The organism is Streptomyces sp. Tek67B01 (assembly GCF_055231995.1).
This window is the reverse complement of record NZ_JBUYUY010000001.1, coordinates 1,961,807-1,982,519: the sequence shown is the minus strand read 5'-3', so window position 1 is coordinate 1,982,519 and position 20,713 is coordinate 1,961,807. Positions and strand designations below refer to the sequence as shown.

Annotated in this window: 15 protein-coding genes and 1 riboswitch; of the genes, 11 read left to right on the top strand and 4 right to left on the bottom strand. The window is 72.0% G+C overall.

Going from position 1 to position 20,713, the window contains the following annotated elements:
- On the top strand, positions 1-1,161 hold the full coding sequence (locus ACV7NM_RS08785) for a CobW family GTP-binding protein (protein ID WP_463409773.1): 1,161 nt from the start codon (positions 1-3) through the stop codon (positions 1,159-1,161).
- On the opposite strand, the gene ACV7NM_RS08780 is transcribed toward ACV7NM_RS08785, so the two are convergent.
- Both ACV7NM_RS08780 and ACV7NM_RS08775 read right to left on the bottom strand, forming a co-directional pair.
- Positions 1,162-3,300 (bottom strand): restriction endonuclease, encoded by a 2,139-nt coding sequence (locus ACV7NM_RS08780; protein ID WP_463409772.1) that lies wholly within the window; start codon positions 3,298-3,300, stop codon positions 1,162-1,164.
- Positions 3,301-3,401: 101 nt separating this feature from the next.
- Positions 3,402-5,858: a DNA gyrase/topoisomerase IV subunit A gene (locus tag ACV7NM_RS08775; RefSeq protein WP_463409771.1), complete on the bottom strand. Its 2,457-nt coding sequence runs from the start codon at positions 5,856-5,858 to the stop codon at positions 3,402-3,404.
- Between the two features lie 350 nt (positions 5,859-6,208).
- On the opposite strand from ACV7NM_RS08775, the gene ACV7NM_RS08770 reads away from it, so the two are divergent.
- From ACV7NM_RS08770 to ACV7NM_RS08755, 4 genes are all read left to right on the top strand, one after another.
- Positions 6,209-7,573, top strand: coding sequence for a M16 family metallopeptidase (locus tag ACV7NM_RS08770; protein WP_463409770.1), 1,365 nt, complete (start codon positions 6,209-6,211; stop codon positions 7,571-7,573).
- A gap of 20 nt (positions 7,574-7,593) precedes the next feature.
- Positions 7,594-8,961, top strand: coding sequence for a M16 family metallopeptidase (locus ACV7NM_RS08765; RefSeq protein WP_463413874.1), 1,368 nt, complete (start codon positions 7,594-7,596; stop codon positions 8,959-8,961).
- A gap of 198 nt (positions 8,962-9,159) precedes the next feature.
- A riboswitch (cyclic di-AMP (ydaO/yuaA leader) is annotated at positions 9,160-9,318 on the top strand.
- A 12-nt stretch (positions 9,319-9,330) separates the two neighbouring features.
- Positions 9,331-10,122, top strand: coding sequence for a M23 family metallopeptidase (locus tag ACV7NM_RS08760; protein ID WP_463409769.1), 792 nt, complete (start codon positions 9,331-9,333; stop codon positions 10,120-10,122).
- Between the two features lie 216 nt (positions 10,123-10,338).
- Positions 10,339-11,004 (top strand): GntR family transcriptional regulator, encoded by a 666-nt coding sequence (locus ACV7NM_RS08755; RefSeq protein ID WP_463409768.1) that lies wholly within the window; start codon positions 10,339-10,341, stop codon positions 11,002-11,004.
- 265 nt (positions 11,005-11,269) lie between these two features.
- On the opposite strand, the gene ACV7NM_RS08750 is transcribed toward ACV7NM_RS08755, so the two are convergent.
- The gene (locus tag ACV7NM_RS08750; RefSeq protein ID WP_079430157.1) at positions 11,270-11,551 is read right to left on the bottom strand and encodes an HPr family phosphocarrier protein; all 282 of its coding nucleotides are present in this window, start codon (positions 11,549-11,551) and stop codon (positions 11,270-11,272) included.
- A 184-nt stretch (positions 11,552-11,735) separates the two neighbouring features.
- Here ACV7NM_RS08750 and ACV7NM_RS08745 point away from each other — a divergent pair, with 184 nt between their 5' ends.
- The 5 genes from ACV7NM_RS08745 (at position 11,736) to ACV7NM_RS08725 (ending at position 18,764) form a co-directional block, all read left to right on the top strand.
- Complete coding sequence (locus ACV7NM_RS08745; protein ID WP_463409767.1) at positions 11,736-14,624, top strand: bifunctional acetate--CoA ligase family protein/GNAT family N-acetyltransferase; 2,889 nt, start codon at positions 11,736-11,738, stop codon at positions 14,622-14,624.
- A gap of 51 nt (positions 14,625-14,675) precedes the next feature.
- Complete coding sequence (locus ACV7NM_RS08740) at positions 14,676-15,266, top strand: DUF5998 family protein (protein ID WP_463409766.1); 591 nt, start codon at positions 14,676-14,678, stop codon at positions 15,264-15,266.
- The gene (locus ACV7NM_RS08735) at positions 15,266-16,468 is read left to right on the top strand and encodes an alkaline phosphatase family protein (RefSeq protein WP_463409765.1); all 1,203 of its coding nucleotides are present in this window, start codon (positions 15,266-15,268) and stop codon (positions 16,466-16,468) included. Before ACV7NM_RS08740 ends, ACV7NM_RS08735 begins: the two co-directional genes overlap by 1 nt.
- Positions 16,469-16,529: 61 nt before the next feature.
- Entirely contained in the window at positions 16,530-17,180 is a 651-nt protein-coding gene (locus tag ACV7NM_RS08730) for a thymidine kinase (protein ID WP_463409764.1), read from the top strand.
- Positions 17,181-17,333: 153 nt separating this feature from the next.
- The gene (locus ACV7NM_RS08725) at positions 17,334-18,764 is read left to right on the top strand and encodes an NAD(P)/FAD-dependent oxidoreductase (protein WP_463409763.1); all 1,431 of its coding nucleotides are present in this window, start codon (positions 17,334-17,336) and stop codon (positions 18,762-18,764) included.
- Between the two features lie 75 nt (positions 18,765-18,839).
- On the opposite strand, the gene ACV7NM_RS08720 is transcribed toward ACV7NM_RS08725, so the two are convergent.
- Positions 18,840-19,634 carry a VOC family protein gene (locus ACV7NM_RS08720; RefSeq protein ID WP_463409762.1) on the bottom strand — a complete coding sequence of 265 codons (795 nt, stop codon included), beginning with the start codon at positions 19,632-19,634 and terminating at the stop codon, positions 18,840-18,842.
- A 195-nt stretch (positions 19,635-19,829) separates the two neighbouring features.
- On the opposite strand from ACV7NM_RS08720, the gene ACV7NM_RS08715 reads away from it, so the two are divergent.
- Complete coding sequence (locus ACV7NM_RS08715) at positions 19,830-20,675, top strand: sulfurtransferase (RefSeq protein ID WP_463409761.1); 846 nt, start codon at positions 19,830-19,832, stop codon at positions 20,673-20,675.
- Positions 20,676-20,713: the final 38 nt, after the last annotated feature.

Sequence of the window (20,713 nt, the reverse complement as noted above, 5' to 3'; positions counted from 1 at the left end):
GTGCACCCGACATCACCGACCAGCGGACAGCCCGACCGGAGCGTTCCCACCATCCCCGTCGTGGTCCTCGCCGGATTCCTCGGCTCCGGCAAGACCACCCTGCTCAACCATCTCCTCGCCCACCGCGGCGGTACGCGCGTCGGAGTCGTGGTCAACGACTTCGGCGTCATCGAGATCGACGCGATGGCCGTCGCCGGACAACTCGGCGACTCGATGGTCTCCCTCGGCGGGGGCTGCCTGTGCTGCGCGGTCGACGGGAGCGAACTCGACGCGTACCTGGAGAAACTCTCGGCGCCCGCTCACCGGATCGACGTCATCGTCATCGAAGCGAGTGGGCTGGCCGAACCGCAGGAACTGATCCGGATGCTGATGGCCAGCGAGAACCCCGCGATCCGGTACGGCGGGACGGTGGAAGTCGTGGACGCGGCGGAGTTCGACGCGACGCGGGCGAAGCACCCGGAGACCGACCGTCACCTCCGGGTCGCGGACCTGGTGGTCCTCAACAAGACCGACCGGATCGACTCCGCGGAGCGCTCCCGCGTCGAGACCGAACTGGGGACGCTCTGCGCGCCCGGCACCCCGGTGCTGGCCGTCGACCACGGGCGGATCGACCCCGAGCTGCTCTTCGACCGCCGCCCCTGGACCGAGCCACGGGGACAGCTCTCCTTCGAGGACCTGCTGGCGGGGGAAGCCGCGGACGAGGACGGTCGTGACCGGCACGGCCATGGTGGCCACGACGGGCACGACGGGCACGTCCACGCGGCGTACGAAAGCGTGGAGTTCGCGTCGGAGCAGGCGATGAACCCGCGCCGGTTCATCGACTTCCTCGACCGCCGGCCCGCCGGCCTCTACCGGATCAAGGGCTTCGTCTACTTCGGTGTCCCCGGGCACGAGGAACGCTACGAGATCCAGGCGGTGGGCCGCTTCCTCCGCTTCGCCACCGCCCCCTGGGGACGGGGCGAGGCCCGGCTGACCCGGTTGGTGTTGATCGGCACCGACATGGACGGCGCCGGGCTGCTCCGCGAACTGGAGGCCTGTCGCGAGCCGGAGCCGCGGCAGGTGAGCCCAGAGAGCATGTGGGGAGTCCTGCGGTACGTCGCCCGGCCGGCGCGGAAAGAGGACGCCGAAGGCCGCCCGGAGGGAGGCGGCCGGGGCGTCTAGCTAGGCGACCTCTATGCCGAATTCGCCGAGCAGGTCTTCCAGGCCGCCCCGGTAGCCCTTGCCGCCGATCACGAACTTCCAGTCGCCCCCCGGTCGGCGCCGGAAGGACCCGAGGACCAGGGCGGTCTCGCCGGCCCGGCCGTCGGAGACCTCCAGTCGGTCGAGTTCCTGTCCGGCGGGGTCGAGGAGCCGGATGCGGGCCTCGGTGAAGCCGGCGAGATCGGCGTTCGGATCGACCTCCGGGTCGATCGCGGCGACGAGCACCAGACGGTCGGCGCGCTCCGGCAGGCCGTCGAAGTCGACCTCGACGGCGGCTTTGTCGGGCGCCGTGTGGGCCCCGGAGCGCACGGAGCCGTCCGGGGTCCGGGGGTTGTTGTAGAAGACGAAGTGGTCTTCGCCCAGCACCCGGCCGCCCTCGCAGACCAGCGCGCAGACGTCCAGAGCGACGGCACCCGACCAGGACATGCCGAGGACGTTGTAAGGGGCCGGGTCGGCCGCCTGCGCGGGCGGGGGCACCTGCCCGGACGCGGGGGAGGACGCCACCCCGTTCCCGGCCCCCGCCGCCGCCTCCGCCGTGGGTCGGCCGCCGTCGCCCAAGCGCCCCCGGAGTCCGTGCTGGTGCAGCAGCGCCACCAGTTCGGCCCCGGGAACCAACTCCAGCGGCTTGCCGTTGGCAAAGGTGTACGACCCCGGCCCGAAGGACGCGGTGGTGACCAGCACCCCCTTGTTCGCCCCCCTGTCCTGCACGGTGCCGTACAAGTCCCGCACCGCCGTCGGCGGGACGGTGTTCCGATAGCGCTTGACCTGGACGACGATCCGCCCACCCCGGATCGGCGCCGGGTCCAACGCCTCGACGTCCACGCCGCCGTCGCCCGACCGCTGCGTGGTCACCGCTTCCATGCCCATGGCCCGGAACAGCTCGGCGACCAGGTTCTCGAAGGCGATCGGGTCCATCGTGAACAGGTCGGGCTCGTCATCGCCGTCACCCGCGTGCCCGCCGTGGCTGACGACACCCCCGACCTCGCCGGGTCTGCGCCCCGGCCGCACCGCCGTCAACTGGTCCGGCCGGGCGGACAACTGCCCGCCCAATCCGTCGAGCAGACAGTCCACCGCGCTCACCTGCTCCAGGCGCAGACCGGCGAAGGCCTCGCGCTCGGCCCGCACGGTGGCCAGGACGATCCGCGCCTCGCGCCCCGTCACCGGATCGTGGTCGTCCACGAACCCGTTGACCACCACCGAGTCCAGGGCTTCGAACTCGTCCGCCGCGTACAGCTCGCGCAGTACCAGCAACACGCACTGGGCCAGCAGGTCCCGGTACAGGGCCCGCCGCTGACCCACGGGACGGGCCGTCTCCTTGTCCTGGTCGGTACTCGGCACGTACCGGACCGCCTTGGTCTCCGGAACCACCTCGAAGCGGGGCAGTTCCCAGTCCAGCACCAGTTGGCGGGCAGCCCGGTCGTATGCGGCGGACACCTGCCTCGGCAGTTGTCCGGGCCAGGCCGCGGAGGCGTACAAGGCCGCCGAGAAGTACTCGACCGCCGCTTCGGCGTCACGGTCGCGCAGCCGTCCGGCCAACTCGTCCAGCCCGCGGTTGTGTGCCCGGATCACGGCGAGTTGCTCGGCCGCCCAGCGCTCGTACTGCCGGCGGTTCTCGGCCAGCTGCTGTTGGCGCCGGGTCTCCGCCGACTGGGCCTTCTGTCGGGCCCGCGCATACCGCGCCTGCTCCTCACGCTCCGCCTGCACCCGCCGATAGGAGCCCAGCGCCATGCCACTGCTCAGCTGCTGGAACTCCTCGATGCGCGGCAGGGCCACCGGGTGCGCCAGAGGCCCGGGACGGAACGGTTCGAGTATCTCGCTCCGTACCAGCGAGGCCATCCGGAACGCCGTCGCCCGGCAGCCCAGCGCCAGCAGGTTCTGCAACGCCGCGACTTCGGCCTCGATACCCGCCGTGCGGCTGCGGGCCTCGGCTTCACGGCGTTGCCGGTAGGCGGCCTGCTGCTCGCGCTCGCCCCGGGTCACGTCCCGGTCCCAGGCCCGTCGGCGGCGCTCCGCTTCGCGCTGCTGGATCAACTGCGTCCGCTGCTGCCTGCGCTGCGCCTCGGCCCAGTTCCCGATCATCCCGCCCGACTGACGGCTCATCAGTTTTCCCCCGCCCCCACCACAAGCATCAACGGGAAAACACTAGTCGGCATTCGGGTGGTACGTCCCCCGGCGCGTACCACCCGAACCGACTGTTTGCGCTACAGCGCGCCGCCCGCCAGCGCCACGGCCGCGGCGGGAAGCGCCGTGCCGGAGCCGTCCCGGCGCGGGTCGACGGCCGGCAGCTCGGCCGGCGCGCCGCCGGCCGTCGCCGCGCGGACCGGGGCGTTGCCCGCCCAGGCCAGCGTCAGTACGTCCTCGCCCTTGAGGAACCGCTGGCAGCGCACGCCACCGGTGGCCCTGCCCTTGCGCGGGTACTGGTCGAACGGGGTCAGCTTCCCGGACTGGACCGAGTCGTCGAGCGTGCCGTGGGAGCCGGCCACGGTGAACACCATGGCCTCGCGCCCCGGGTCGACGGCCGAGAAGTGGATCACCTTCGCGCCCTCGGAGAGCTTGATGCCCGCCATACCGCCCGCCGGGCGCCCCTGCGGACGTACCTGACCCGCCGGGTAGCGAAGCAGCTGGGCGTCGTCGGTGATGAAGACGAGGTCCTCCTCGCCCGTGCGCAGCTCGACCGCGCCGACGATCCGGTCACCCTCCTTGAGGGTGATGACCTCCAGCTCGTCCTTGTTCGCGGGGTAGTCCGGCACGACCCGCTTGACCACACCCTGCTCGGTGCCCAGCGCCAGGCCCTGCGAGGTCTCGTCCAGCGTCAGCAGGCAGATCACCTGCTCATCCGCCTCCAACCCCGACAGGAACTCGGTGACCGGGGCGCCTCCGGCGAGGTTCGGCGCGGTGTGGGTGTCCGGCAGCTGCGGCAGGTCGATCACCGACAGCCGCAGCAGCCGCCCGTAGGAGGTGACCACGCCGACCTCGGCCCGGGCCGTCGCGGTGACCTGCGAGACGATCAGGTCGTGCTTGGCTCGGGGGCCGCCCTCCTCCAGCGGCAGCGGTTCGGAGGTGACCGTCCGCGCCAGCAGGCCGGTCGAGGACAGGAGCACCCGGCAGGGGTCGTCCGCGACCTCCAGCGGTACCGCCCCGACGGCCGCGGCTCCCGACTCCAGCAGGACCGTACGCCGTTCGGTGGAGAACTTCTTCGCCACCGCGGCCAGTTCCGAGGAGACGAGCTTGCGCAGCTCGCTGTCGGAGTCCAGGATGCCGGTCAGTTCGTCGATCTCGCCGGTCAGTCGGTCGCGCTCGGACTCCAGCTCGATGCGGTCGAAGCGGGTGAGCCTGCGCAGCGGGGTGTCCAGGATGTACTGGGTCTGGATCTCGCTCAGCGAGAAGCGCTCGATCAGCCGTTCCTTGGCCTGCGCCGAGTTGTCGCTGTCCCGGATGATCCGGATGACCTCGTCGATGTCGACGAGGGCCACCAGCAGGCCCTCGACCAGGTGCAGGCGGTCGCGCCGCTTGCCCCGGCGGAACTCGCTGCGCCGCCGTACGACCTCGAAGCGGTGATCGAGGTAGACCTCCAGCAGTTCCTTGAGGCCCAGTGTCAGCGGCTGCCCGTCGACCAGCGCGACGTTGTTGATGCCGAAGGACTCCTCCATCGGCGTCAGCTTGTAGAGCTGTTCCAGGACGGCCTCGGGGTGGAAGCCGTTCTTGATCTCGATGACCAGGCGCAGGCCGTGCGAGCGGTCGGTGAGGTCCTTGACGTCGGCGATGCCTTGGAGCTTCTTCGAACCGACCAGGTCCTTGATCTTCGCGATGACCTTCTCGGGACCGACCGTGAAGGGCAGTTCGGTGACGACCAGGCCCTTGCGGCGGGCGGTCACGTTCTCCACGGTCACCGTGGCGCGGATCTTGAACGTCCCGCGACCGTTCTCGTAGGCGTCCTTGATGCCGGACAGGCCCACGATCCGTCCGCCGGTCGGCAGGTCGGGGCCCGGCACGAAGCGCATCAGCGCCTCCAGGTCCGCCTGCGGGTAGCGGATCAGGTGCCGGGCGGCCGCGATGACCTCGCCCAGGTTGTGCGGCGGCATGTTGGTGGCCATGCCGACCGCGATCCCGGAGGAGCCGTTGACCAGCAGGTTCGGGTAGGCGGCGGGCAGCGCCACCGGTTCCCGCTCCTGGCCGTCGTAGTTGGCGGTGAAGTCGACGGTGTCCTCGTCGATCGACTCCGTCATCAGTGACGTGGCGTCGGCCATCTTGCACTCGGTGTAACGCATGGCGGCGGGCGGGTCGTCGTTGCCGAGCGAACCGAAGTTGCCGTGGCCGTCGACCAGCGGCAGCCGCATCGAGAAGGGCTGGGCCATGCGGACGAGGGCGTCGTAGATCGACGCGTCGCCGTGCGGGTGCAGCTTGCCCATGACCTCGCCCACGACGCGGGCGCACTTCACGTACCCCCGGTCGGGGCGAAGGCCCATCTCGTTCATCTGGTAGACGATGCGCCGGTGTACCGGCTTCATGCCGTCACGGGCGTCCGGCAGGGCACGGGAGTAGATCACCGAGTACGCGTACTCGAGGAAGGAGCCCTGCATTTCGTCGACGACGTCGATGTCGAGGATCTTCTCCTCGAAATCCTCCGGCGGCGGGGTCTTCGTGCTGCGGCGGGCCATCGCTGCGCGGCTCCTTAACCAAGAATGGGGTGTACTCGGGGTCTGACGGTGTGGCGGTCGGGCGGTGTGACGGTCGGGCGGTCGGCGGTCTGGCTCTTACGGTGATCGGTTCCGGCGGTACGTAGGTCCTGTCGGTCCGGCCGACGGTCCGGCCGGGTAGCCGACCGGTTTCGGCCGGTGCCGACGCGGACCATTGTGGCCCGTGGCACCGACAACGCCGACTCCGACCCTGGGGTCGCCCGGACGAAGTCGCGGGGAAGCCGGGAACTTCTCCGGTCGCCGACGCGCTTGCATACAGTGGCAGGTCTGACAGAAATCTCTGCATCGCGATTCGAAGGGACCACATGCCCATGGGTCACACGGCCACAGCCCAGGCCGGCTCCGGCGGCCTGACAGCGACCGAGCACCGGCTGGCCAACGGCCTGCGCGTGGTGCTTTCCGAGGATCACCTGACTCCGGTCGCCGCCGTCTGCCTCTGGTACGACGTCGGCTCCCGCCACGAAGTCAAGGGACGGACCGGTCTGGCTCACCTCTTCGAGCACCTGATGTTCCAGGGCTCGGCGAGCGTACCGGGCAACGGGCACTTCGAGCTCGTCCAGGGCGCCGGCGGTTCGCTCAACGGCACCACCAGCTTCGAGCGCACCAACTACTTCGAGACGATGCCCGCCCACCAGCTGGAGCTCGCGCTGTGGCTGGAGGCGGACCGCATGGGCTCGCTGCTGGCGGCCCTGGACGACGAGTCCATGGAGAACCAGCGCGACGTCGTCAAGAACGAGCGCCGCCAGCGGTACGACAACGTCCCGTACGGTACGGCCTTCGAGAAGCTGACCGCCCTCGCCTACCCGGAGGGCCACCCGTACCACCACACGCCCATCGGATCGATGGCCGACCTGGACGCCGCGTCCCTGGAGGACGCCCGCGCGTTCTTCCGTACGTACTACGCGCCGAACAACGCCGTCCTGTCGGTCGTCGGCGACATCGACCCCGAGCAGACGCTCGCCTGGGTCGAGAAGTACTTCGGCTCCATCCCCGCCCACGACGGCAAGCAGCCGCCGCGCGACGGCTCGCTGCCCGAGGTCATGGGCGGTCAGCTCCGTCAGGAGATCGTCGAGGAGGTCCCGGCCCGCGCGCTGATGGCCGCGTACCGGCTGCCGCACGACGGCACCCGCGAGTGCGACGCCGCCGACGTGGCGTTGACCGTCCTGGGCGGCGGAGAGTCCTCCCGCCTCCACAACCGACTGGTCCGCCGGGACCAGAGCGCCGTCGCGGCCGGCTTCGGTCTGCTGCGCCTCGCGGGCGCTCCCTCCCTGGGCTGGCTGGACGTGAAGACCTCCAGCGGGGTCGAGGTGCCCGCCATCGAGGCGGCCGTGGACGAGGAACTCGCGCGGTTCGCCGCCGAGGGCCCGACGGCCGAGGAGATGGAGCGCGCCCAGGCGCAGCTGGAGCGCGAGTGGCTGGACCGGCTGAGCACTGTGGCCGGCCGCGCCGACGAACTGTGCCGCTTCGCGGTCCTGTTCGGCGACCCGCAGCTCGCCCTGACCGCGGTCCAGCGCGTCCTCGACGTCACCGCCGAGGAAGTCCAGGCCGTCGCCGCGGCCCGGCTGCGCCCCGACAACCGCGCGGTGCTCGTGTACGAGCCGCTCAACGCGGAGTCCGGTGCGTCCGACGAGACCGACGAGACCGACGACACCGAGAACGAAGGGGCGGAGCAGTGAGCGACACCGCAGCCGTCACGATGACCCTCCACCCGCAGCCGCAGGCCGGCGAGGCCAAGCCCTGGGCCTTCCCGGCCCCCGAGCGCGGCGCGCTGCCCAACGGGCTGACCCTGCTGCGCTGCCACCGCCCTGGCCGGCAGGTGATCGCCGTCGAGATCAACCTCGCCGCGCCGCTGGACGCGGAGCCCGAGGGCCTGGACGGCGTGGCCACCATCATGGCCCGCGCCCTGTCGGAGGGCACCGACAAGCACTCCGCCGAGGAGTTCGCCGCCGAGCTGGAGCGCTGTGGCGCCACGCTCGACGCGCACGCCGACCACCCGGGCATCCGGGTCTCCCTGGAGGTCCCGGCCTCCCGCCTGGCGAAGGCCCTCGGTCTGGTGGCCGAGGCGCTGCGCGCCCCCGCCTTCGCGGACGGCGAGGTCGACCGGCTGGTGCGCAACCGGCTCGACGAGATCCCGCACGAGTTGGCCAACCCGCAGCGCCGCGCCGCGAAGGAGCTCTCCAAGGAGCTCTTCCCGGCCACCCTCCGGATGTCCCGACCCCGCCAGGGCACCGAGGAGACGGTCTCCCGGATCGACTCCGCGGCCGTACGCGCCTTCTACGAGGCCCATGTACGCCCCTCCACGGCCACCGCGGTGGTCGTCGGCGACCTGACGGGGATCGACCTCGACGCGGTCCTCGCCGACACCCTGGGCGGTTGGACGGGCGGCAGCTCCGAGGCGCTGCCCGTGCCCCCGGTGACCGCCGACGACACCGGGCGAGTGATCATCGTGGATCGGCCCGGCGCGGTCCAGACGCAGTTGCTGATCGGCCGCATCGGTCCGGACCGGCACGACCGCGTCTGGGCGGCCCAGGTGCTCGGCACGTACTGCCTGGGCGGCACCCTCACCTCCCGCCTGGACAAGGTGCTGCGCGAGGAGAAGGGGTACACCTACGGGGTGCGCGCCTTCGGCCAGGTGCTGCGTTCCACCGCCGACGGCAATGGCGCCTCGATGCTGGCCATCAGCGGATCGGTGGACACGCCCAACACCGGCCCGGCGCTGGACGACCTCTGGACGGTGCTGCGCACCCTCGCGCAGGGCGGCCTGACCGACCCCGAACGGGACGTAGCCGTACAGAACTTGGTGGGTGTTGCCCCGCTGAAGTTCGAGACGGCGGCCTCGGTGGCGGCCACCCTCGCGGACCAGGTGGAGCAGGAGCTCCCGGACGACTACCAGGCGCGCTTGTACGCGCAGCTCGCCGCGACCGGCACGGTGGAGGCGACCTCGGCGGTCGTCGCGGCGTTCCCCGTGGACCGGCTGGTCACGGTCCTGGTGGGCGACGCGGCGCAGATCGCGGAGCCCGTACGGGCCCTCGGGATCGGTGAGGTCACCGTCGTCGCCAACTGACGCGCATGACACGCGACTTGGCTTGAGGGACTCCGGCGGCTTGTCCGCCGGAGTCCCTTTTGCCTGTTTGGTGGTGTGGTTGTTCGTATGTGCTGTGGCGTAGGTAACAAAAACGCGCGTCTGTTTGGAGATTGACTGATGATCCGCCTAGCGTCGGCCGTGCTGTCCGTCAGTTGTGCCCGCCGCACCCGCGGCACCGGACAGCGATCGCCGAGTCCCCGTCAGGCGCGAGCCTGGGGAGCCGGGGACCCACTTGTGTCCCTGGGGTGAATCGGACCACCTCGCAAGAGGGGCCCGTAGGAGACCTTCCTGCTCCGAACCCGTCAGCTAACCCGGTAGGCGAGAGGGAAGGAAAGGATCAAACCCTTCATGGGCAGTCGTGCCGCCGGTAAGCACCGTGGTTCCAGTCGTCTGAGCCGCAAGACCGCCGGTTACGCCGGCATAGCCGCCCTCGCCACCACGGGTGTCGTCGGCACGTTGGCCGTCCCCGCGTTCGCCGCGGACAAGGCCGCCGCCCCCTCGATGGAGGACACCGGCCTGGGCGCCGTGGTCGTCGCCGACGAGCTCCACAGCGAGATCGAGTACCAGGCCGAGTCCCAGCAGCGCGCCGCCGAGGTCACCGCCGCCAAGGCGCAGGCCGAGGCCGATGCCAAGACGCGGGCCGCCGAGGCCAAGCGGCTCGCGGAGGCCAAGGCGAAGACCGAGCGCGACGCCGCCGAGCGCGCGGCCCGCGAAGAGGAGCGCAAGCGCCTCAACACCTTCGTCGCCCCGATCGACGGCTCGTACGTCAGCACGCAGTACAAGGCCGGCGGCGGCATGTGGTCCTCCGGCAGCCACACGGGCATCGACTTCCATGCCGCCGAGGGCACCACCGTCCACGCCGTGGGCGCGGGCACCGTCGTCGAGGCGGGCTGGGGTGGCGCGTACGGCAACAACGTCGTCATCCGGCACAACGACGGCACCTACACCCAGTACGGGCACCTGCTCTCGCTGAGCGTCTCCGTCGGCGACCAGGTCACCGCGGGCCTGCAGATCGGCATCTCGGGCTCCACGGGCAACGCCAGCGGCCCGCACCTGCACTTCGAGGCCCGCACCGGCGCCACGTACGGCACGGACATCGACCCGGTGGCGTACCTGCGCTCGCACGGCGTCAACGTCTGACGGCACCGCTTCGGTCGAAGGCCCCGGCTCACCGAGCCGGGGCCTTCCGCGTGTGCTGCCGGGCCCCGCGTCCCGCCGGCGATGTTTAGTATTTCCGGCCGTTCTCGGAATTCGTCGCGTGTTGCAATAGAGTCGCAGTACGGTCGTGGCTGTAACGCCGGCGGTCAGCCGTTCACGGTTGAGGGTCGGCAGTCGGAATGAGAGCGGAGTCCGGCCTTGCGTATTCCTGCGAACGCGGTATGCACAGCAATTCGTGACGACATCGTCTCCGGAGTCTTCGAACGGGGCGGCAGACTGACCGAGGAGGTCCTCGCCCGCCGGTACGGGGTCTCGCGCGTCCCCGTCCGCGAGGCGCTGCGCACCCTGGAGGCGGAGGGGTTCGTCACCACCCGCCGGCACGCGGGGGCCTGCGTCGCCGAGCCCACCGACCAGGAGGCGGCGGACCTGCTGGAACTACGGGCGCTCCTTGAGCCGCTCGCCGCCGCCAAGGCCGCCCGCCGGCGCACCGAGGGCCACCTCAAAGTGTTGCGAGGTCTGGTCAGGCTGGGCCAGGAGCGGGCCAGGAGCGGGCGGGGGGAGGATCTTCGCGCCCTGGGCGGCTGGTTCCACGAGACGCTCGTACAGGCCTCCGCCAGCCCCGGGCTGATCTCCGTCTTGACCCAGACCCGGCACAAGATCGCCTGGATGTACGTGGTGCGGGCCCCGGCCCGGCCGGTGGATTCCTGGGCCGAGCACGGCGCGATCGTCGACGCGGTGGCGCGGGGTGACGCCGAGCGCGCCCGGGCGCTCACCGGGCTGCACGCGGACCGGGCGGCCGGTTCACACCGGCTGAGGGTGAGGACTTCGCAACCTGCCGTTCACACGGCGAGCGGCCGGCATTAACACGAGCCGTATACAAAAGGGGAGGGATATTCGGCCGCCATGGGTCCACCTTCCAAGTGCGCACCGGTCGAATGCGTCGAGCCGGTTGACGGGGCCGGACGGCGGGCCCGGATAATCTCCCGTGTCCGAAAGGCGTGCGGGAATGCGGCAGAATGCAGCGGGGATACGGGTGGGAATGTGGGGCGGAAAAGCGGCGAAGCCGCGGCCCCCGCGAACCGGGCGCCGCGGCTTCGCCGCGAACGGACGACCCGAAGGGTCGGGGGGCTCAGACCGTCTCCGGGAGCTCCTCAAGGCCTTCGGCGACGAGCTTCGCGAGGCGGTCCAGCGCGGCCTCGGCGCCCTCGGCCTCGGACGCGAGGACGATCTCCTCGCCACCCTGGGCACCGAGGCCCAGAACCGCCAGCATGGAAGCGGCGTTGACGGGGTCGCCGCCGGCCTTCGCGATGGTCACCGGGACGCCGGAAGCGGTCGTCGCCCGGACGAAGATCGAGGCGGGACGAGCGTGCAGGCCCTCGGCCCAGCCGACGTTGACGCGGCGCTCTGCCATGGTGATGCCCTTCAGGTTCTTACGGTTGTCTAGACCATTCTCTCACGACACCCGGAATGCTCGGACCGATCCTCAGCCCCGGCCCACTGCCGTTCGACCTTCCCCAGCTTGCACTCGTCCGCCCTGATCTGCCTCATGCGCCGCGCACGCGCCACCGAGGGGATGCGCCCCTTAGGGTGTGCCCATGACCACCGAGTCGGACCTCTCGTACCCGGCCCACTGGGAGGCGGACGTCGTCCTGCGCGACGGCGGCACCGCCCGCATCCGGCCCATCACCACCGACGACGCCGGACGGCTGGTCAGCTTCTACGAACAGGTCTCGGACGAGTCGAAGTACTACCGCTTCTTCGCGCCGTACCCCCGGCTCTCCGACCGCGACGTGCGCCGCTTCACGCACCACGACTACGTGGACCGGGTCGGTCTCGCCGCGACCATCGGCGGGGAGTTCATCGGCACCGTCCGCTACGACCGGATCGGCCCCGACGGACGGCCCGCCTCCACCCCCGCGGACGAGGCCGAGGTGGCCTTCCTGGTGCAGGACGCCCACCAGGGCCGCGGCGTGGCCTCCGCGCTCCTCGAACACATCGGCGCGGTGGCGCGCGAGCGCGGCATCCGGCGGTTCGCGGCCGAGGTGCTGCCCGCCAACACCAAGATGATCAAGGTGTTCACCGATGCCGGCTACCAGCAGAAGCGCAGCTTCGAAGACGGCTCCGTCCACCTCACCCTCGACCTGGAACCCACCGCCGAGTCGCTCGCCGTGCAGCGTGCCCGCGAACAGCGCGCCGAAGCCCGCTCCGTGCAGCGGCTGCTGGCGCCCGGCTCGGTGGCGGTGATCGGCGTCAGCCGGTCCGGCGCGGGCGTCGGGGCGGCGGTGCTGCGCAACCTGCGCGACACCGGCTTCCACGGTCATCTCTACGCCGTGAACGAGGCGGTCGACGCCGACCTGCTGGAGGGCGTACGCGCGTACCGCTCGCTCGCCGACATCGGCGCCCCCGTCGACCTCGCGGTGATCGCCGTCCCGGCGCGGCGCGTACCTGACGTGGTCGCCTCGTGCGGCGATCACGGCGTGCAGGGACTGGTGGTGCTGTCCGCCGGGTACGGGGAGAGCGGCCCGGCGGGACAAGAACGCCAGCGCGACCTGCTGCGGCAGGTGCGGTCGTACGGGATGCGGCTGATCGGACCCAACGCGTTCGGGGTGATCAACACCGCGCCCGATGTCGAACTCAACGCCTCCCTCGCCCCGTCCCCTACCACCGAGCGGGGCCGGATCGGCCTGTTCACCCAGTCCGGCGCGATCGGCATCGCCCTGCTGTCGGGTCTGCTGCGCCGGGGCGCGGGGCTGTCGTCCTTCGTGTCCGCGGGCAACCGCGCGGACGTCTCGGGCAACGACATCCTCCAGTACTGGTACGACGACGAAGCCACCGACGTGGCGCTGATGTACCTCGAAACCCTCGGCAATCCGCGCAAGTTCACCCGCCTCGCCCGGCGGACGGCCGCCGTCAAGCCGGTGGTCGTGGCCCGCGGCGGGCGCCACACCCCGGCCGGACACGTCGTACCGGGGACCCGGCTGCCCGACGCCACGGTCTCGGCGCTGCTCGGGCAGGCGGGCGTCATCCGGGTCGACACGGTCACGGAGCTGGTCGACGTCGGCCTCCTCCTGGCGGGACAGCCGCTGCCGGCCGGGCCCAGGGTCGCGATCCTCGGCAACTCCGAGTCGCTGGGGGTGCTCACGTACGACGCCTGCCTGACCGAGGGGCTGCGGCCGCTGGCGCCCCTGGACCTGACGACGGCGGCCTCGCCGGAGGACTTCCGGGCGGCGCTGGCCGGGGCGCTGGCCTCGCCGGACAGCGACGCGGTGGTGGTGACGGCGATCCCGTGGGTGCGGGAGCAGGAGCTGGCCGACGACCTGGCCGGTGCGCTGCGCGAGGCGGTGGCCGAGTGGCCCGGCAAGCCGGTGGCGGTGGTGCACGTGGAGCTGGGCGCGCTCGCCGACGCCCTCTCCACGACCTCGCGCCCGCACGCACCGACCCCTTCGACCCCCGTGACCCCTTCGACCCCTCGGGCCCCTTCGGCCTCTTCGCCCGACGCCCCGGCGGCGCCCGAAGCCGCACCCCCGGCGTTCGCGGGCGCGCGGCCCCGGGTGTCGGCGGGGAGCGGGGAGGGGGAGGACAGCACCTCGGCCCCCGGCGCCGCCGCGGGCCAAGGCCGGATTCCCGCCTACCCGGCCGCGGAGCGGGCGGTCAAGGCCATCGCCGAGGCGGTGCGCTACGCCCAGTGGCGCCAGGCCAACGCGGACGCCGGCCAGGTTCCCGAGTTCGAGGACATCGACGAGGGGGGCGCCGCCGCCCAGCTGGCCGAGCTCCTCACGGGCGCCGCGCACGACACCGTCCTCACCCTCGCCGAGGCCGACGCGCGTGCCCTCCTCGCCCGCTACGGCATCGTTGTCCCCACCACCCTCCCCGCGCCCAGCGCCGACGCCGCCGCCCGGGCGGCCCGCGTCCTGGGCTACCCCGTCGCGCTCAAGACCACCGCCCCGCACCTGCGCCACCGCGCGGACCTCGGCGGCGTACGCCTCGACCTCACCACCGAGGCCGAGCTGCGGCGCACCTACGAGGAACTCACCGAACTGCTCGGCAAGCCGCAGGAACTGCTCCCCGTCGTCCAGGCGATGGTGCCCCGGGGCGTCGACACCGTCGTGCGGTCCGTCATCGACCCCGCCGCCGGGGCCGTCCTCTCCTTCGGGCTCGCCGGAGTCCCCTCCGAACTCCTCGGCGACACCGCCCACCGTCTCGTTCCGGCCACCGACCGTGACGTCTTCGGCCTCATTCGATCCATCCGCGCCGCGCCCCTCCTCTTCGGCTGGCGCGGCAGCGACCCCGTCGACACCCCGGCCCTCGAAGAGCTCCTGCTGCGCGTGTCCCGGCTGGTCGACGACCACCCCGAGGTGGTCGGCGTCTCCCTGGAGCCCGTCGTCGTCGCCACCGAGGGCCTCTCGGTACTGAGCGCCACCATCCGCGTGACCCGTCCGCCCGCCCGCACCGACCTCGGACCGCGCACGCTGCCCAGCTACTAGGGCGGCCCTGGCGCGGTCCAGGTCCCCCGGACGGGCCTTAGGATGGACCTCATGGCGAAATCCGGTACGACGACCCAGGGGCTGCGCGCGGCGATCGAGCGCAGCGGCTACTACCCGACCCTCGTGGCCGAGGCCGTGGAGGCCGCGGTGGGCGGCGAGTCGATCTCGTCGTACCTGGTGCACCAGGAGACGACCTTCGATTCCAACGAGGTGCGCCGGCACGTCACGGTCCTCGTGCTCACCCACAACCGCTTCATCGTGAGCCACACCGACGAGCAAGCGGCCGACGCCGGGTCCCCGTCCCCGTACGCGACCACCTCCACCGAATCGGTCAAGCTCAGCAGCATCTCCTCGGTGGTGCTCAGCCGAGTCGTCGCGAACCCGGAGTCCTACACCCCCGGCACCCTGCCCCGCGAGGTCGTGCTGACCATCGGCTGGGGCGCCGTCTCGCGCATCGACCTGGAGCCCGCCGCCTGCGGCGACCCGAACTGCGACTCCGATCACGGCTACACCGGCAACTCCACCGCCGACGACCTCAGCCTGCGCGTCAGCGAGGCGGGCGACGGCCCGGAGACGGTCCGCCAGACGCTGGTCTTCGCCCAGGCGCTGTCCGAGGCGACCGCGGCCACGGCCGCCCGCTGATGTCCTACTCCGCCCCGCCGAACTGGGACGAGCCGGAGCTGCTGGACCTGGCCGGCGCCCCGGTACCGCAGTACGGCACCGGCTCCCTCGCCGACCTCCTTCCGACCCTCGCGGCCGGACAGGGCGTCCCCGGCCTCACCGCCGGGATCGCCGAGCTGACCCCGGCCGACCGGAACTGCGTGTTCCTGGTCGACGGCATGGGTTGGGAGCAGATCAAGATCCACCCGCAGGAGGCCCCGTACCTGGCCTCCCTCCTCGCCGGCTCGCGCGGCGGCACGGGTCTGCCGATCACCGCCGGGTTCCCGGCGACCACCGCCACCTCGCTCGCCTCCGTCGGCACCGGCCTGCCGCCGTCCCGGCACGGCCTGCCCGGCTACGCCGTACGCAACCCGGCGTCCGGCGAGCTGATGAACCAGCTCCGCTGGCAGCCCTGGACCCGGCCCAAGGCCTGGCAGCCGTACCCGACCGTCTTCCAGCTCGCCGACGCGGCCGGGGTGCACACGGCGCAGGTGTCCGCGCCCGCTTTCCAGTCCACTCCCCTGACGAAGATCGCCCTCAGTGGCGGCACCTTCCACGGCCGGATGACCGGCGAGGAGCGGATGGACCTCGCGGCGATCCAGCTCGCCGCCGGTGAGCGCTCGCTCGTGTACACGTACTACAGCGAACTCGACGGCGCCGGCCACCGGCACGGCGTGGACTCCGACGCCTGGCGCGGCCAACTGATGTACGTCGACCGGCTGGTGCAGCGCCTCGCCGAGCAACTGCCGCCGCGTACCGCGCTGTACGTGACCTCCGACCACGGCATGGTCGACGTCCCCTTCGACGAAGACTCCCGGATCGACTTCGACGACGACTGGGAACTGGGCGCCGGCGTGGCCCTGCTCGGCGGCGAGGGCCGGGCGCGGCACGTGTACGCGGTGCCGGGCGCGGAGGCCGACGTACTGACCGTATGGCGCGAGGTGCTCGGTGACCGTTTCTGGGTCGCGAGCCGCGAAGAGGCGCTGGAACTGGGCTGGTTCGGCCCGTCGGGGGAGTGCGACGAGCGCGTGCGCGGCCGGATCGGCGACGTCATCGCCGCGGCCCACGCCGATGTCGCGATCACCGCGAGCCGCAACGAGCCGAACGAGTCCGCGCTCGCCGGCATGCACGGCTCGATGACGGCGGCGGAGCAGTTGGTGCCCCTCCTCGAAGTCCGCAGCTGACCCTGCCCCGCCCCGTCTCTCGCCCCGCCCCGACCACGACCCGAAAGGCCCCGTACTTCCCATGCCCGAGCTGGTGTTCTTCTCCGGAACGATGGACTGCGGAAAGAGCACGCTGGCGCTCCAGATCGCCCACAATCGCGACGCGCGCGGGCTTCAGGGCATGATCTTCACGCGGGACGACCGGGCGGGCGAGGGAAAGCTGTCGTCGCGGCTGGGCCTGGTGACCGAGGCCGTCGAGGCGCCGGAGGGCATGGACCTGTACGCGTACCTGGTCTCGCAGTTGTCCAAGGGCGGCAAGGCCGACTACGTGATCGTGGACGAGGCCCAGTTCCTCGCGCCCGACCAGATCGACCAGTTGGCCCGCGTCGTGGACGACCTCGGCCTTGACGTGTTCGCCTTCGGGATCACCACCGACTTCCGCACCAAGCTGTTCCCGGGCTCGCAGCGCCTGATCGAACTGGCGGACCGGATCGAGCAGCTCCAGGTGGAGGCCCTGTGCTGGTGCGGGGCCCGCGCCACCCACAACGCCCGCACGATAGACGGCGAGATGGTGGTGGAGGGCGCCCAGGTCGTGGTGGGCGACGTGAACCGCCCGGCGGGGGAGATCGGTTACGAAGTCCTTTGCCGCCGCCACCACCGCCGGCGCATGACGTCCGCCGCGGCCCACGCGGGCGCCCTCTCCCCGGATGTCCTCCCGGTCAACCACGTCTGAGCAAGGGACAAAGCAAGGGGCAGGGGGCCCCACCGATAGGCTGGTGGGCCGTGCACGATCATCGAGCCGCCAACGGGCTGCCGGCTGAGCGGCTTCGCCGGTGGTCCGACACGTCCGTGAGCGCCACGGCGCGCCCGTAGGAAGCAGCCCGTCATGAGTGATGCCCCCAGCCGGGGCCCGAAGCGCGTCGTGATCGTCGGGGGCAGCATCGCCGGCATGCTCGCCGCGGCCGCGGTCAAGGACCACGTCGACCGCGTCGAGATCATCGAGGCCCACGAACTGCCCGCAGGGCCGCAGCCGCGTACCGGCGTCCCCCAGGCCGCCCACATCCACTGGCTGCAGACCGGCGGAGCGGAGGCGATCAAGGCGCTGCTGCCGGGCGGCGTCGACCGGCTGATCGCCATGGGTGCCAACCGCGTACCCGTGACCACCGACATGGTCATCTACTCTCCCGAGGGTTGGTACCGCCGCTGGCGGCGAGCCACCCACTACGTGATATCCGCGAGCCGGGACCTGACGGACTTCGTCATCCGGCAGGAGGTCCTCAAGGACCGCCGGGTACGAGTCCGCACACGGACCGGCGTCGTCGGTCTTCTCGGTGACGGTCGCACCGTCACGGGCGTGCGCGTCCGCGGCGTCGACGGCGCGGAAGCGGAGCTGCGCGCCGACCTGGTCGTCGACGCCTCCGGCCGCGCTTCCCGTCTGCCCCGGTGGCTCGGACAGTTGGGGATCGGCGACATCGCCGAGGAGCACATCGACTCGGGCCTGGTCTATGCCAGCCGTCTCTACCGTGCCCCGGTACCCACCCGTGGCTGGCCGGTGGTGGGCGTGCAGGCCGACCCGCGTCAGCCGGGGCCGGCCAACTCCGGCGGTATCCTGCCGATCGAGGGCGACCGCTGGCACGTCAGCCTGATGGGCGCCCCAGGCGGACAGCCCACCAGAGCCGCGGAGGACTTCGAATCGTTCGCCCGCACGCTGCGACACCCCATCCTGGCCGACCTGTTGAAACACGCCGAACCGCTCTCGGACGTCAGCGTCACCCACAGTACGGCGAACCGGCGCCGCTACTACGAACGGCTCGGATCGTGGCCCGACGGCCTGGTGGCGGTGGGGGACTCCGTCGCGACCTTCAACCCCACGTACGCACAGGGCATGTCGGTGGCCGCGCTGGGCGCCCTCGCCCTGCGGGACCTGCTGGTGAGCCGCCCGACTTCCGGCCTGGCCCGCCGCGCGCAGCGTGCCATCGCCCGCCCCGTCGACATCGCCTGGACCCTTGCCGCCGGGCAGGACATCCACTTCTCCACCACCACGGGCAAGCGTCCGAACCTCGCCGATCGGCTCCTCCACCGCTACGTCAGCCGCCTGTCCCGTACCGCGACCGGGTCGCACCGCGCCGCCACGGCCCTGACCGACGTACTGGCGCTCCAGGCGCCGCCGGCATCCCTGGTCAGGCCCGGGGTGCTGTTGGCCGCTCTCATCGGCCCGTGGCATCCGCAGCTGGAGCACCCTCGGTTCACCTCGGCCGAACGCAAACTGTTGGACGGCCTCCCCGAACCAGGGAGCGCGCGGGGCTCACGGACCTGAACACCGGGGCGGACGCCGGTCAGGGGCCCCGGCTACCGACGCCCACGGGACCCACCCCGCGCGCCGCGTTCGCCGCTAGGCTGTCTGCGGCCAGGACCGTACGAGGGTGAACACCGCGCCCTCCGGGTCCGCGACCGTCGCCACCCGGCCGCTGAGCCGGTCACGCGGCGGCTGGATGACGCGCCCGCCGAGTTCGGCCACCCGCGCGGCGGCCGCGTCGGGGTCCGCCACCTCGAAGTACGTCATCCAGTGCGATCCCCGGTCGTGCGGCAGCGCGCGCCCCACTCCGTGGACGGCGGCGACCGGGGCGCCCTGGAGGTGCAGGACGAGGTAGTCGAAGTCGGCGGACGCGTCGGGGTGTTCACGGGCCTCGTGGCCGAAGACGTGCTCGTAGAACTTGCCGACGGTCGAGGTGTCCTGGGTCAGCAACTCGTTCCACACCGGGGTCCCCGGGTGCCCGTGCAGTCTGCCGCCGAGGTGGGCGCCGGCCTGCCAGATCCCGAAGATCGCCCCCAGTGGGTCGGAACAGATGGCCAGTCGGCCGGCATTGCCCGCGTCCAGCGGGCCGACCGCGACCGTGCCCCCGCACGCGCGGATCGACTCGGCCGTGCAGTCCGCGTCGTCCGTCGCGAAGTACGTGGTCCAGGCCACGGGCAGGTGCCGGTCCGGAGGCATCTCGCCGATGCCCGCCACCTCCTGTCCGTCGAGGAAGGCGCGGACGTACGGACCGAACGGAACGGGGCCCGGAACGTACTCCCAGCCGAAGAGGTCGGCGTAGAAGTCCTCGGTGGTGCCGAGACCGTGGACCATCAGGCTCACCCAGCAGGGTGCGCCGGGCGGGCGCCTGGTCGTTTCCGCTGACTCGGTCATGTCCGCAGTCTCCTCCGTCGTAGCCCTGTCCCGGTGTCGCTCTCTGATGCTTCCACTCCGCGCGGCCCGGCGCGGCTCGACCGGGCCGGACGGAGCACGCCCGGGCGAGAGATGACCGGATCGGACCGGGCCGTCACGGTGCGTCGGGTGCCCGGCTGGCTACCCGAAGCCGGGCGCGGGGAGGAAGATGGGCCCATGACTGCGATCCTCTCGGCTTCCGAACTGATGAGCGAGTCGGCCGGAACCACCCCGCCGGTGCTCTTGGACATCCGCTGGCAGCTCGGCGGCCCCGACCAGCGACCCGCCTACGAGGCGGGACACCTGCCGGGGGCGGTGTACGTCGACCTCGACCGCGAACTGGCTGGTCCGGTCAGTGAGACGGGGCTTGGTGGCCGCCACCCGCTGCCGGACCCCGAGGACTTCGGGGCGGTGATGCGGCGGGCCGGGGTCCGCGCGGGCGTGCCGGTGGTCGTGTACGACGGGGGACAGGGGTGGGCCGCGGCCCGCGCGTGGTGGCTGTTGCGCTGGACGGGGCACGGGCAGGTTCGGGTGCTGGACGGGGGCCTGCCCGCCTGGACGGCGGCGGGCGGCGAACTGACGACCGAGGAACCGGCCCCCCAGGAAGGTGATTTCAAGCCAAACCCGGGGGCGATGGATGTGCTGGACGCGGACGGGGCTGCCGCACTGGCCCGGACCGGGGTCCTGCTGGACGCGCGGGCGGGGGAGCGGTACCGGGGCGAGGTCGAGCCGATCGACCGGGTCGGCGGCCACGTACCGGGGGCGGTGTCGGCGCCGACCACCGAGAACGTGGCGCCGGACGGGCGTTTCCTCGCCGCGCCGGCGCTGCGTTCGCGGTTCGGGGCGCTGGGCGCGGCGGAAGGAACGGCGGTGGGGGTGTACTGCGGCTCGGGCGTGTCCGGGGCGCACGAGGTGCTGGCGCTGGAGGTGGCGGGAATCCCGTCGGCGCTTTACGCGGGCAGCTGGTCGGACTGGTCATCGGACCCGGGGCGGCCGATCGCGACCGGCGGCTCCGCCGGCTGAGGCGGGCGCTCCGAGGGTGCTCCGCGGGGTGCGAGGCG

Coding starts and splice junctions, on each gene's coding strand:
- ACV7NM_RS08735 (WP_463409765.1), top strand. CDS start 15,266: ATGTCCTACTCCGCCCCGCCGAACTGGGACGAGCCGGAGCTGCTGGAC.
- ACV7NM_RS08765 (WP_463413874.1), top strand. CDS start 7,594: ATGACCCTCCACCCGCAGCCGCAGGCCGGCGAGGCCAAGCCCTGGGCC.
- ACV7NM_RS08740 (WP_463409766.1), top strand. CDS start 14,676: ATGGCGAAATCCGGTACGACGACCCAGGGGCTGCGCGCGGCGATCGAG.
- ACV7NM_RS08750 (WP_079430157.1), bottom strand. CDS start 11,551: ATGGCAGAGCGCCGCGTCAACGTCGGCTGGGCCGAGGGCCTGCACGCT.
- ACV7NM_RS08780 (WP_463409772.1), bottom strand. CDS start 3,300: ATGAGCCGTCAGTCGGGCGGGATGATCGGGAACTGGGCCGAGGCGCAG.
- ACV7NM_RS08760 (WP_463409769.1), top strand. CDS start 9,331: ATGGGCAGTCGTGCCGCCGGTAAGCACCGTGGTTCCAGTCGTCTGAGC.
- ACV7NM_RS08770 (WP_463409770.1), top strand. CDS start 6,209: ATGGGTCACACGGCCACAGCCCAGGCCGGCTCCGGCGGCCTGACAGCG.
- ACV7NM_RS08745 (WP_463409767.1), top strand. CDS start 11,736: ATGACCACCGAGTCGGACCTCTCGTACCCGGCCCACTGGGAGGCGGAC.
- ACV7NM_RS08725 (WP_463409763.1), top strand. CDS start 17,334: ATGAGTGATGCCCCCAGCCGGGGCCCGAAGCGCGTCGTGATCGTCGGG.
- ACV7NM_RS08715 (WP_463409761.1), top strand. CDS start 19,830: ATGACTGCGATCCTCTCGGCTTCCGAACTGATGAGCGAGTCGGCCGGA.
- ACV7NM_RS08730 (WP_463409764.1), top strand. CDS start 16,530: ATGCCCGAGCTGGTGTTCTTCTCCGGAACGATGGACTGCGGAAAGAGC.
- ACV7NM_RS08720 (WP_463409762.1), bottom strand. CDS start 19,634: ATGACCGAGTCAGCGGAAACGACCAGGCGCCCGCCCGGCGCACCCTGC.
- ACV7NM_RS08775 (WP_463409771.1), bottom strand. CDS start 5,858: ATGGCCCGCCGCAGCACGAAGACCCCGCCGCCGGAGGATTTCGAGGAG.